The sequence below is a fragment of the Dactylosporangium sp. NPDC005555 genome (genome assembly GCF_040605635.1).
Taxonomy (GTDB): domain Bacteria; phylum Actinomycetota; class Actinomycetes; order Mycobacteriales; family Micromonosporaceae; genus Dactylosporangium.
This window is the reverse complement of the sequence record NZ_JBEXDG010000081.1, coordinates 1-12,536: the sequence shown is the minus strand read 5'-3', so window position 1 is coordinate 12,536 and position 12,536 is coordinate 1. Positions and strand designations below refer to the sequence as shown.

7 protein-coding genes are annotated in these 12,536 nt (G+C 74.4%); 6 read left to right on the top strand and 1 reads right to left on the bottom strand.

Going from position 1 to position 12,536, the window contains the following annotated elements:
- Positions 1 to 132 precede the first annotated feature (132 nt).
- The 6 genes from ABZS58_RS46380 (at position 133) to ABZS58_RS46355 (ending at position 10,826) form a co-directional block, all read left to right on the top strand.
- Positions 133 to 3,210, top strand: a complete 3,078-nt coding sequence (locus ABZS58_RS46380) for a CHAT domain-containing protein (RefSeq protein WP_354790736.1) — start codon at positions 133 to 135, stop codon at positions 3,208 to 3,210.
- Between the two features lie 130 nt (positions 3,211 to 3,340).
- Entirely contained in the window at positions 3,341 to 5,293 is a 1,953-nt protein-coding gene (locus ABZS58_RS46375; protein ID WP_354790734.1) for an EAL domain-containing protein, read from the top strand.
- Positions 5,294 to 5,361: 68 nt separating this feature from the next.
- The gene (locus tag ABZS58_RS46370) at positions 5,362 to 6,435 is read left to right on the top strand and encodes a pyridoxal-phosphate dependent enzyme (protein ID WP_354790733.1); all 1,074 of its coding nucleotides are present in this window, start codon (positions 5,362 to 5,364) and stop codon (positions 6,433 to 6,435) included.
- Positions 6,436 to 6,461: 26 nt separating this feature from the next.
- The gene (locus ABZS58_RS46365; protein ID WP_354790732.1) at positions 6,462 to 7,676 is read left to right on the top strand and encodes an MFS transporter; all 1,215 of its coding nucleotides are present in this window, start codon (positions 6,462 to 6,464) and stop codon (positions 7,674 to 7,676) included.
- A gap of 208 nt (positions 7,677 to 7,884) precedes the next feature.
- The gene (locus tag ABZS58_RS46360; protein WP_354790730.1) at positions 7,885 to 9,885 is read left to right on the top strand and encodes a DNA translocase FtsK; all 2,001 of its coding nucleotides are present in this window, start codon (positions 7,885 to 7,887) and stop codon (positions 9,883 to 9,885) included.
- Positions 9,886 to 10,214: 329 nt separating this feature from the next.
- Positions 10,215 to 10,826: a DUF1062 domain-containing protein gene (locus tag ABZS58_RS46355; RefSeq protein WP_354790729.1), complete on the top strand. Its 612-nt coding sequence runs from the start codon at positions 10,215 to 10,217 to the stop codon at positions 10,824 to 10,826.
- A gap of 36 nt (positions 10,827 to 10,862) precedes the next feature.
- Here the strand turns inward: ABZS58_RS46355 and ABZS58_RS46350 are convergent.
- On the bottom strand, positions 10,863 to 12,536 hold a 1,674-nt coding region (locus ABZS58_RS46350; RefSeq protein WP_354790728.1), incomplete at its 5' end, for a DUF4118 domain-containing protein.

Here is a 12,536-nt window from a genome sequence, read left to right as displayed (position 1 = left end):
AGTCGCACGCCGAGTCTCCGCGCGTCGACGGTACCTGGTGCGCCCGGTCCAGCTCGGTGCGGATCGCGTCCACCCGAGCGGCCGGCGCCGGCCGCTCCACGGACGCGTCCGTCAGCTATGGGGGTGAACCTGGTGCGCACCACCTGGCTGGCCGGCAGGATCAGTCGCCGGGTCAAGGCGTTCACCGACCGGGGCGACGCCCGGCCGGTGCTCGACCCGGAAGCCCTCGCGGAGGCGGACCGGCTGGCCCGGGCGGCGGGGCCGCGCTCGCAGGTCGCCGCGTACGTGCTGGGCTGGTTGCACTGGTGCCGGTTCCAGGCGCTGCCGGCGGGCTACGACGCCGCCGACCTCGCCGCGGCGGTGCGCTGGTTCGCCGAGCTGCCGGCGAGCGACGCCGACCGGCTGCCGCCGAACTGGGCCGCGGCTGCCGGTGCCGCCGGAGCCGTGCCCGCCGACCCGGGCCACGGGCACGCCCTGGGCGGGCAGGCCGAGGCGCTGCTGCTGGCGTATCAGGAGGGCGCCGCGGAAGCGCCGGACACGCTCGACCGGGCCGCCGGCGCCGCGCGGGCGGCGGAAGCGGCAGGTGCCGCCCGCGACCCGCTGGCGGTGCTGTTCGCGCGGCTGAGTTCGGCATACCAGCGGCGCGGTGCCGGTCGTGGCGACGCCGACACCGCGGTGGACCTGGCCGAGGCGGCGGCCCGGATCGTCCCGCCCGACGCCGACGTGGCGGTTCGGACGGCGATGCTGGAGACGCTGAGCTCGGCGTACAGGGGACGCTTCGAGGTCGCCGGCGACCGCGCCGACATCGACCGGGCCGTCGACGTAGCCCGGCGCGCCGTGGCGGGCGCCGACGCCGACGACGCGGAACTGACCGTCACGCTCAGCGCCCTGGGCAACGCACTGGTGACGCGGCACCGCGCCGGCGGGCCGCGGTCCGACCTCGACGACGCCGTCGCCGTCCTGCGGCAGGCGGTCGCCGCGGCCGGGGAAGCCGGGCAGGGCGCCGGCGTCGCCAGCAACCTCGGTGCCGCGCTCCGCGAGCGGTACGCCCGCGACCGGGCCGTCGCCGACCTCACCGACGCCGTGCTCGCCCACGAGGCCGCCGCCGGCGCGGCGCCGCCCGGCGACCCGGACCGGGGCGGCTACCTCACCAACCTCGGCGCCGCGTACACGGCCCGCTATCAGCACGCCCGCGACCCCGCGGACCTCGACGCGGCGATCGACGCGCACCGCGAGGCGCTCGCCGAACCCGGCGAGGCGGACCGGGCCGGGCTGCTGATGAACCTGGCGCACGCGCTGCACGTCCGGCACGAGGAAGCGCCGCGGGACGGGGACGCCGCGGAGTCGGTGCGGTTGCACCGGCAGGCCACCGGGCTCGTCCCGTCGGGCCATGCCCGGTATGCCGAGCATCAGGCGCAGCTCGCGATGGCCCTCACCGCCGCCGGCCGCCTCCACGGCGGAGACGGGGACCTCGACGATGCCGTCGCGTGGGCCCGGACCGCGCTCGCCGCCGCACCGGAGCCGCGGCCGCACCTGCTGGTGATCCTGGGCAACGCGTTGCGCGCCAGGTTCGAGGTGCGCGGCGGCCCGGCCGACCGCACCGGCGCCGTCGACGTGTTCCGGCGCGCGGCGACGGATGCCGGCGCACCGGCCGCGCTCCGGATCCTGGCGGCCCGCCGCTGGGGTGCCCTCGCCGCCGGCGAGCGTCCCGCCGACGGGCTCGACGGGTTCGCCACCGCGGTCGGCGTGCTGAGCCGGCTCGCCTGGCAGGGCCTGCCCGAGGGCGACCGGCAGCACCTCCTCGGCACCGTCAGCGGCCTGGCCGGCGACGCCGCGGCGGCCGCGATCGACGCCGGCGACCCGCGCCGGGCCGTGGCGCTGCTGGAGCAGGGCCGCGCTGTCCTGTGGGCGCAGCGCCTCGACGGCCGCGCCGACCTGTCCGACCTCGCCGCCGCTGCGCCGGACCTCGCCGCGGAACTGGCGACGGTACGGGCGGCGCTGGACCTCGCGGCGCCGCCGGGCGAGCGCCGCCGGGACCTCGCCGCCGCGTACGACCGGCTGCTCGCGCGCATCCGGGCGCTGCCGCCGTCGGCGGCCCTGCCGCGGCCGGACCTGTTCCAGCGCCCGGTGCCGGTCGCCGACCTGCTGGCCGCCGTCAGCGCGGGGGACACGGCGAACGCCGGGACGGTGGCGATCGTGAACGTCAGCCAGTGGCGGTGCGACGCCCTGCTGGTCCGCGACGGCGATGTCACCGCCCTTCCCCTGCCCGGACTGACGCTGCGCGACGCCGTGACACACGCCGCGGCGCGGCTCGGCGTCGAACCGGTCCGCTCCCGCGACCTCGACGCCCCCGCCGTGCCCGTCGTCGACGGCGCCCCGACCACGACCGAGACGCTGCGCTGGCTGTGGGCCGAGGTCACCGGTCCGGTCCTGGACGCTCTCGGGCTGGCCGGCCCGCCGGACGGGGACTGGCCCCGGCTGTGGTGGTGCCCGACCGGGCCGCTCACGCTCCTGCCGCTGCACGCCGCCGGCGCGGCACTGGACCGGGTCGTGTCCTCGTACACCCCGACGCTGCACGCCCTCGGCCGGGCCCGGACCGGCGCCGACCGGTCCGCCCCGGGGCCGATGCTGGTGGTGACCCAGCCGGCGACGCCGGGCCAGGCGCCCTTGCCGGCGGTCCGCCGCGAGCAGGACCAGATCCTGGACCTGTTCGGCGCGGCCCGCTGCACGCTGCTGACGGACGCCGCCGCGAGCCGGGCCCGGGTCGGCGCCGCGCTCGCCCGGCACCCGTGGGCCCACCTGTGCGGGCACGGCACCCAGAACCTCGACGACCCCTCCCGGGGCGGCCTGGTCCTGGCCGACGGCGTCCTCACCGTCGACGAGCTGCGGGCCGGCAGCGGCGCGGGCGAGTGGGTGTTCCTCGGCGCGTGCCAGACCGCGACCGGCGGCCTGCGCACCGCCGACGAGGTCATCAGCGTCGCCTCGGCGATGCACCACGGCGGCTGGCGACACGTCGTCGGCGCGCTGTGGCCGGTCGAGGACACCGCCGCCGCCGATGTCGCCGCGGCCGTCTATCCGCCGCTGGTACGGGACGGGCGGCTGCGGCCGGAAGGCGGGGCGCTGGCGCTGCACCACGCCGTGCGGGCGCTGCGCGACCGGCAGCCGCACCGACCGGCCGCGTGGGCGCCGTTCGTGCACCTGGGACCGTGACGGCGCGGGTGCGGACACGGTGCGGGTGGTTGCCCACCGGTTGCGGTGCGGGCGCTCACCTCAGACCGGGGGTGCCGTCCTCCGATGCGGTGGTGTCGGACACCCCAGCAGGCACGGAAAGGCGGCCACAGTGCAGCGTTCGCAGCTCCGGCGGTGGTTCGCCGTCACCGGCCTGGCGGTGATCATGCTCGGGCTGACCGGGCTGAGCGTGAGTGGCGTGGCGCACACGCGAAGCTCGGCGGCGGCCGTCACCAAGGTGTGCATGCTCGCCGCGGCGTACGACCGGATCCACGACGCCGTGATCACCGAGGAGCACAGCGTGCAGCTCTACCGGGTCGAACCCGGGTCCGTGGTGCGGGAGTCGCACGCGGCCGCGAGCGCGTCGCTGCAGGCGGCGCTGCGCGACGTGGAGCGGCTCGGCACCGCCGCCGACCGGGGCCTGGCCTCGGAGATCGGGGCGCTGCACGGGCAGTACCTCCAGGCGGTCACGGACGTCTTCGACGCGGTCGACGAAGGCGCCGCCGGCGAGCGGGCCGCCGCCGCGATCGACACGGGCCGGGCGCAGTCGCTGTTCGAGCGGATCAACCGGATCGTGCAGACGGCGACGGTCGAGCGCACCGAGCAGGCCGCCCGCGCGCTGCGGGAGCTGGAGCGGGTCGAGACGCTCGCGTTCATCGCGACGGTCGCCGGGTTCGCGGTGGGGCTGGTGCTGATGACGGTGCTGCTGGTGCTCAGCGTCGGCTACCAGCGGCGGCTGGTGCGGCAGGCCGCGTCCAGCGAGCACCAGGCGTCGCACGACCCGCTGACCGGCCTGCCGAACCGGGTGCTGTTCGCCCGGCGCGCCGGGACCGCGCTGCAGGACGCGCAGGACCGCGGTGGCAGCGTGTCGGTGCTCATGCTGGACCTGGACCGGTTCAAGGAGGTCAACGACACCCTGGGCCACCACTACGGCGACGAGCTGCTGCGGCAGGTCGCGGCCCGCACCAGCGCCGCGGTGCGCTCCGGCGACCTGGTCGCCCGCCTGTCCGGTGACGAGTTCGCGATCCTGCTGCCGCAGGCGGCGGCGCAGGACGCGGCGCGCCTCGCCGCCCGGCTCCAGAACGACCTGCACCGCAGCTTCCTGCTCGACGACGTGACCGTCGACATCGAGGCGAGCATCGGTGTCGCGGCGGCGCCCGAGCACGCGACCACCGTCGAGGCCGCACTGCGCTGTGCCGACATCGCCATGTACAACGCGAAGGACACGAAGGCCGGGGTCGCCGTCTACGACGCGGCCATGCAGGTCGAGGACGGCAGCCGCCTACTGCTGCTCGGCGACCTGCGCCGCGCCCTGGACAGCGCCGACCAGCTCACCCTGCACTACCAGCCGAAGATCCGGCTCAATGACGGCCAGGTGTCCGGCGCCGAGGCGCTCGTGCGGTGGCAGCACCCGACTCGCGGATCGATCCCGCCGGCGGAGTTCATCCCGGTCGCCGAGACCACCGGCCTGATCTGCCGGCTCACCCTGTATGTGCTGCGCGCCGCCCTCGGGCAGGTCCGCACGTGGCTGGACGACGGCCTGACGGTCCCGGTCGCCGTCAACCTGTCGCCGCGCTGCCTGCTCGACGCGGGCCTGGTCGGGCACGTCGTGGCGCTGCTGCACGAGTTCGACGTGCCGGCGTCGCTGCTGCGGCTGGAGGTGACCGAGTCGGCCGTCATGGCGAACCCGGCGATGGCCACCGCCACCCTCACCGAACTGCACGAGCTCGGCGTCCGGCTGTCGATCGACGACTACGGCACCGGCTACTCGTCCATGGCGTACCTGAAGCGCCTGCCCGTCGACGAGCTGAAGGTCGACCGCACGTTCGTCCTGCACATGGACGCCGACCACGAGGACGCCGCCCTCGTCCGCGGCGCCATCGAGCTCGGCCACAACCTTGGCATGACCGTCGTCGCCGAGGGCGTCGAGGGCAGCGCGCACGTCGCCGCCCTGCAGGCGCTCGGCTGTGACATCGCGCAGGGCTACCACTACGCCCGCCCGATGCCCGCCGCCGACCTCAGCCGGTGGATGCACGACCAGCGCCCGGTCACCGTCCCCGCCTGACCGGCTCCGCGCACGCCCCAGGCCCGTAGGCTGACATCCTCACGGGTGGGGATCGGGCGGGGGAGACGATGAGCGATCATTCGCAGGCCGGCGACCGCCGCTGGGCGCAGCGGGCGCTGGCCCGGCTCCGCCGCGAGGCCGCCGCCGCACCGCCCGTGGTCCTGCGCCGCTACCCGTTGCCGTCGTCGTGGGGCGTGTCGCTGTACTTCCGCGACGAGTCACGGTCGGCGACGGGGAGCCTCAAGCACCGCATGGTCCGCAGGCTCGTCGAGGACGCGGTCGCCCGGGAAGAGATCCGGCAGGACACGACCGTGGTCGAGGCCGCCGCCGGCAACACCGCGGTCGCGGCCGCCTATTTCGCCCAGCTGATCGATGTGCCGTTCGTCGCTGTGGTACCGGGGAAGACGGCGCAGTCGAAGCGGGAGCGCATCGAGGGGTACGGCGGGCGCTGCCATGCCTTCGACCCGCCGGCGGGGATCTACGACGAGGCCGCCCGGCTGGCCGCGGAGCTCGACGGCCACTACCTCGACCATTTCGCCCGCGCGCCGCACGTCGAGGACTGGCGCGGCCAGGACAGCGTCGGCGCGGGCCTGCTGGCGCAGGTCACGGCGGAGGAGGGCCGCCCACCCGCCTGGGCGGTCGTCGGCGTCGGCACCGGCACGACCAGCGCGGCGCTGGGCCGTCACATCCGGTATCACGACCTGCCCACCCGCCTGGCGGTCGTGGACCCGGAGCACTCGGCGTACTGGCCCGGCTGGGTCACCGGCGACCCCCGCTACGGCACGGGCATGCCGTCCCGGATCGAGGGCATCGGCCGCCCCCGCGTGGAGCCGGCGTTCCTGCCCCCGGTCATCGACCTCGCCGTGCCCGTCCCGGACGCGGCCAGCGTCGCCGCCATGCGCCACCTCGCGACCACCACGGGCTGGTCGGTCGGCCCGTCGACCGGGACCAACTTCTGGGGTGCCCTGCGGCTCGCCCACCGCATGCGCGCCGCCGGCGAGCCGGGCAGCATCGCCACGCTGATCAGCGACGGCGCCGACGCGTACCGCGGCACGTACTACGACGACGACTGGGTCCGCGGGAAGCATCTCGATCCCGCCCCGCACGCCGCGACGATCGACCGGTGGCTCGGGCCGTCCTGACATTGAGCTCCGACGAAAGGCTGAACATGTCCTCCAGGACGGACCACGCGGCGATCGGCACGATCTTCGCCGTCCACGGTGCGGTCGCCGGCACGTTCGCGACCCGGGTCCCGGCCATCGCCGAGCGGCTGGACCTGTCGCCCGGCGAGCTCGGCGTCGCGCTGTTCATGCCCGCCGTCAGCTCGCTGATCCTGATGCCGATGACCGGGCGGCTGATCCACCGCATCGGCACGAGGACGGCCACCCGGCTGCTGATCGCGGTCTGGTGCCTCGCGCCGATCCTCACGGCGGTCGCGCCGAACCTTCCCGGGCTCTGCGCGACGCTGCTGGTGTTCGGCGCGGCCGCCGGCACCGCCGACGTCGCCATGAACGCGCAGGGCGTCGCGACCGAGGCGCACATCGGCCGGTCGATCATGTCCAGCCTGCACGGCCTGTGGAGCATCGGCGGCTTCGCGGCCGCGGGCGCCGGCGCGCTGGTCGTGAAGGCGGACCTCGGCGTGCTCCCGCACTTCGCCGCGATGGCCGCGCTGCTGCTGCTGATCAGCCAGGTCGCCGGGCCTCGCCTGGCGGCCACGGCGGCGGACGAGGTCGACGACGGCGAGCCGGCCCCGCCGCGCTTCGCGTTGCCCCGGGGGCCGGTGCTGGCCGTCGCCCTGCTCGCGTTCTGCGCGGTGTTCCCGGAGATCGCCGGCCTGGACTGGGCGGCCGTCTACCTCACGCGGGTCCTCGACTCCGGCCATGCCACCGCGGCCCTCGGCTACACGGTCTTCGCCGCCGGGATGGCGATCTGCCGCCTGCTCGGTGACCGGATCATCCGCCGCTTCGGGGCCGTGCCGACGGTGCGCACCGGCGCCGTCGCCGGCACGATCGGCGCCGCACTGGTCGTGTGGGCGGTCAACGCCCCCGTCACGATCGTCGGCTTCGGACTGCTCGGCGTCGGCATCTCCGTCGTCGTGCCGCTGGCCTTCGCGACCGCGGGCCGGGTCGGCTCGCAGTCCGGCCGCGCCCAGACCGGCAACGCGATCGCGGGCGTCGCCACCATCGCCTACGGCGCCGGCCTCGCCGCTCCCGGCATCATCGGCGGCGTCGCGTCCCTGTCGTCCCTGCGGATCTCGTTCGTCCTGGTCGCGGTGCTCGTGGCGACGGTCGCCCTCACCGCCGGCGTGCTGTCGTCAGCAACCGAAGGCGGCGACGAACCCACGGAGCCGGCCGGCCGTGTCGAGGTCCCGGCCGCCGACTGAACACCCGCTGATGGTCCGAACGCCGCGACCTCCGCTCAGGTGGACGATGTCATTGATGCGACGCTCGGGTTGATGCGGGGGCGCGGCCCGACCGGTGGGGGACCACCCGAGTGCATGATGGTTCGATACGGCTCGGACGAAAGGCCGGCCGGGTCCCGCTGCGGAGGTTGCCTGTGATGCTCGCGTTTCCCGGCCGAGGGCGGTGACGGTGCGGCTGCCCGATCGCGCCAGGTCGTCCGCGCTGCTGATCGGCACGAGCGCCTACAGCGCCGCGAACCTCCCCGACCTGCCCGCGGTGCGCAACAACCTGCAGGGCCTCGCGGCGGCGCTGACCGATCCCACCCACGGCAGTGTCAGCGCCGACAAGTGCCGGATCATCGACCAGCCGGCGAACCCGATGACGATCCCCAAAGCGTTGAGCGAGCTGGCCCGCGACGCGGACGACACGCTGATCGTCTACTACGCCGGCCACGGGATCCTGGGCCGCTCGACCGGCGAGCTCTTCCTCGCGCTGCCCGACTCCGATCCCGAATACCCGGCGTTCAGCGCGTTGCGCTACGACGATCTGCGCAACCTTATGGTGGCCGACGGCGACGTCCACGCCAGGAACCGTGTCGTCATCCTGGACTGCTGCTACAGCGGCCGCGCGATCGCGTCGATGTCCGACACGCAGGTCGGCGGCCTGGTGGACATCGAGGGCACCTATGTCCTGACGGCGACGGCGCGCACCCGGCAGGCCCTGGCGCCCGCGGGGGCGCGCTACACGGCGTTCAGCGGTGCGCTGATCGAGCTGCTGCGTGACGGCATCGCCGATGGCCCTGAGCTGCTCAGCCTCACCACGATCTACCAGCAGCTGAGCACCGTGCAGCGAAGGCGCAGCCTGCCGGCGCCGGAGCAGAGCAACTTCCGCACGGTCGCGCAGCTCGCGCTCGCCCGCAACCGTGCCTACCGGCCCGCCCGTCAAGGGCCCGTCGCGGGCGGCACGACACCGGCGCCGGCACCGGTCAGCGAGGTCCGGCCGGCTCCGCGCGCCGGTGCGGGCTACCGGCTTCCGCCGCTGGACCTGCTGGCGTTCGGCGAAGTGCCGCGCAGCCGCACCCGCGCCAACAACGAGGTGGCCGCCGCGTTGGAGGGCGTGTTCCACCAGTTCGGCGTCAACGCGCTCGTCACCGGCTTCACCCACGGTCCGGCGGTGAGCCGCTTCGAGGTCGAGGTCAGCCACGGCGTGGCGGTCGAGCGGATCACGGGCCTGTCGCGGGAGATCGCCGCCGCGGCCAAGGTGCCGGACGTGCGGATCGTCCGGCCGATCCACGGCGACGGCGCCTTCGGCGTCGAGGTCCCGCACCGGGGGACCGACCGGGAGCTCGTCGCGCTCGGTGACCTGCTGCGGTCGCGGGCCGCCTCCAGCGGCCGTCATCCGCTCCTCGTCGCGCTGGGCAAGGACGTCGAGGGTGGCTATGTGATGGCCGACCTGGCGCACCTCCTGATCGCCGGCGAGACCGGCGCGGGCAAGTCGACCTGGCTCCACACGCTGCTGGTGTCGCTGCTGACCAGGGCCACGCCCGACGAGGTGCGGCTGCTGCTGGTCGACCCGAAGCGGGTCGAGCTGACCGGCTACGAGGGCATCCCGCACCTGGTCACGCCGATCGTCACCAGCCCGAAGAAGGCGGCGGACGCCCTGGAATGGGTCGTGCGCGAGATGGGCCTGCGGCATGACGACCTGGCCGCCGCCGGGGTCCGGCACATCGACGACTACAACCGCAAGGTCCGGGCCGGGCAGATCACCGCGCCGCCGGGCAGCGACCGGGCGATCCGGCCGTATCCATATCTGCTGGTCGTCGTCGACGAGCTCGCCGACCTGATGATGGTCGCGCCGCACGACGTCGAGCAGTCGGTGGTGTCCATCGCCCGGCTTGGCCGGGCCGCCGGCGTCCACCTGGTCCTCGCCACCCAGCGCCCCACCGCCGACGTCCTCACCGACCTCGTCAAGGCGCACATTCCGTCGCGGCTGGCCTTCGCGACCTCGTCGCCGACCGGCTCGCAGGTCATCCTCGACCGGCCCGGCGCGGAGCGGCTGATCGGCCGCGGCGACGCCCTCTTCCTGCCGCCGGGCGCGTCGGAGCCGGTCCGCGTCCAGGGCGCCTGGGTCAGCGCGACCGAGGTCGACGACATCGTGAAGTTCTGCAAGGACCAGCGCCGGCCCGGGTAGCCGGCACCTGACGGCCCTGCTCCGCAAGGCCCTCGGCGCCGGTGACCGTCGGTAAACCGGTGGAGCCGCCCGGCGGTGCGCTGCTAGCGTCGCCGGCATCCGGGTCGCCGAACGAGGACGGACCGTTGTACACCAGCTGAGACTTCCGCTGCGCCGAGCAGGCACGTGAGGGGCCCCTTCCACAGGTGGCCCCGTCCGACCGTGCGCTCTCGGACCCCGACATCCCGCATCGACCGAGCGAGTGCGGCGTGCCGTCGTGACACACGGCCCGCCACTCGCCCCTCCGTCATGCGCGGACCCTCTCCGCGGGGCGTCGCCTCCGCACGAAGATGTCGCAGCAGATCGGTTTCCCACCGGTGCTCAACAGCAACGAACAACGTCCCGCGGCGCAGTGGCTCGTGTGCCCGACGGCCCTGCCGCTCATCCGCCGCCGCTGCCTGCGCTGTACCTCGGCGCACCACCGCACACACGGCAAGTTCCGCGTCAACGCCAACCACAAACTCCTCGACGTCTGGCTCCTGGCACTGTGCGCCGGATGCGGCGAAACCATCAAACTCACGGTCCTCGAACGAACGAACGTCCGCGCCGTCGAACCCTCGACCCTGCACCGATTCCACGCCAACGACCCTGCCCTCGCGGCCAGGCTGCTGCAGGACCCGGTCCTCCGGCGCCGGAACAACGTCACGCTCGTCTGGGACGACGCGTGGACGCTGCGGAAGTCGCCGGCCGACACCCCGGAAGCCGAGGTGATCGACGTGTCGGTCCGCTTCGCCCGGCGCATCCCGATCAGACGGACCACCCTGCTGGCGGTCGGGCTGGACGTGTCCCGATCCGAAGTGCGCAGGCTCCTCGCCGCCGGCGCCCTCACCTCGGCCCACCGCCTCACCGGCACGTCGTCCAGCGACTTCACCTTCACGGCGAAGCACCGGCCGCTGCGATGATCACATCAGCGGGAACAGCCCCCCGTCGTCGAGCGGTCACCCGTCGAGGCGTTCGAGGAGTGCCGGGTCGGCCTGCTCGTCGAGGTCGGCGGTGCGGAGGGTGAGGGTCATGGTGAGGCCGCCGCCGGGGGTGTTCTCGGGTTGGAGGTGGCCGTTCATGGCTTGGGCGAGGCCGCGGGCGAGGGCGAGGCCGAGGCCGACGCCGGTGGTGTTGTCGTGGTCGCCGAGGCGTTGGAAGGGTTGGAAGATCCGGTCCCGGTCGGCGGTCGGGACGCCGGGGCCGTGGTCGATGACGCGGATCTCGACAAGGCCGGCGTGCTCGCTGGCGCTGACCGTGGGCAGCTGTCCGACGGGGCTGTGGCGTAGAGCGTTGGCGAGGATGTTGACGAGGATGCGTTCCAGCAGGGCCGGGTCCGCGTATACGTCGGGGAGTTCGTCGGGGATGTTGATGCGCACGTTGTCGGCGGGGGTGCCGAGTTCGTCGATGCTGCGGGGGATGGCGTCGGCGATGCTGGTTGGTTGTGGGTGCATGCCGAGTGCGCCGGCTTGCAGGCGGCTCATGTCGAGGAGGTTCTCGACGAGGCGGTTGAGCCTGTCGAGGGATTCTTCGGCGGTGGCGAGGAGTTCGTCGTGGTCTTCGGCGGAGAATTCGACGTCGTGGCTGCGGAGGCTGCCGACGGCGGCTTTGGCGGAGGCGAGTGGGGTGCGTAGGTCGTGGCTGACGGCGGACAGCAGCGCGGTGCGGACCTTGTCGATCTCGGCGAGGTTCCCGGCCTCGGCGGCCTGTTCGGAGAGTCGTTGCTGGCGCAGTGCGATGGCGGCGTGCGCGGCGAACGCCTCGACCAGACGCTGGTCGGCGGCGGCGAGGGTCGGTCCGCGCAGCACCAGCGTGAGGTCGTCGGCGATCGGGACCTCGGTCTCCCCGTCGGTAGGTGACGTGCACGGCCGGTCGCCCACGGACGCGGCGATCCGCCACGCGCCGGCCTCGCCGCGCGGCTCGGATTCGGCGTCCTCGCCGGTCCGGCGCTGCAGCAGGGTGACGGCGGTGAGGCCGAACGATTCGCGGACGCGTTCGAGGAGGGCAGGGAGTGGCCGGTCGCCGTGCAGGACGCTGCCGGCGAGGGTGGACAGGGTCTGCGCCTCGGTGCGGGCCGAGGCGGCCTCCCTGGTCCGGCGGGCGGCGAGGTCTACGACGGTGGACACCGCGACGGCGACGAGGACGAACGCCAGCAACGCGAACAGGTTCCCCTGTCTGGCGACGGTGAACTGGTGCAGCGGTGGGGTGAAGTAGTAGTTGAGGAGCAGGAAGCTGCTGACGGCGGCGAGCAGTGCGGGCCAGAGGCCGCCGGTGAGGGCGACGGCGACGGTCAGCATGAGGAAGGCGAGGATGTCGCTGGGCAGGGAGATGTCGTCCTGCACCGCGGTGAGGCCGCTGGTGAGCAGGGGTAGTCCGAGTGCGGCGAGGGCGGCGCCGGCGAGGCGCCGGCGTGGGGTGAGTCCGCCGCCGGTGGTGGGTTGGTGGCGGCCGCGTCTGGCTTGTTCGTGGGTGACGAGGTGGACGTCGATGGTGCCGGATTCGGCGGTGGTGGTGACGCCGACGCCGGGGGAGAGGATTTGGGCGAGGCGGTGGCGTCGGCTGGCGCCGAGGACGAGTTGGGTGGCGTTGACGCCGCGGGCGAAGTCGAGGAGTGCGGTGGGGATGTTGTTGCC

Excerpts from the sequence above, each read along its gene's own strand:
- ABZS58_RS46355 (WP_354790729.1), top strand. The coding sequence starts at position 10,215 with ATGTCGCAGCAGATCGGTTTCCCACCGGTGCTCAACAGCAACGAACAA.
- ABZS58_RS46370 (WP_354790733.1), top strand. The coding sequence starts at position 5,362 with ATGAGCGATCATTCGCAGGCCGGCGACCGCCGCTGGGCGCAGCGGGCG.
- ABZS58_RS46365 (WP_354790732.1), top strand. The coding sequence starts at position 6,462 with ATGTCCTCCAGGACGGACCACGCGGCGATCGGCACGATCTTCGCCGTC.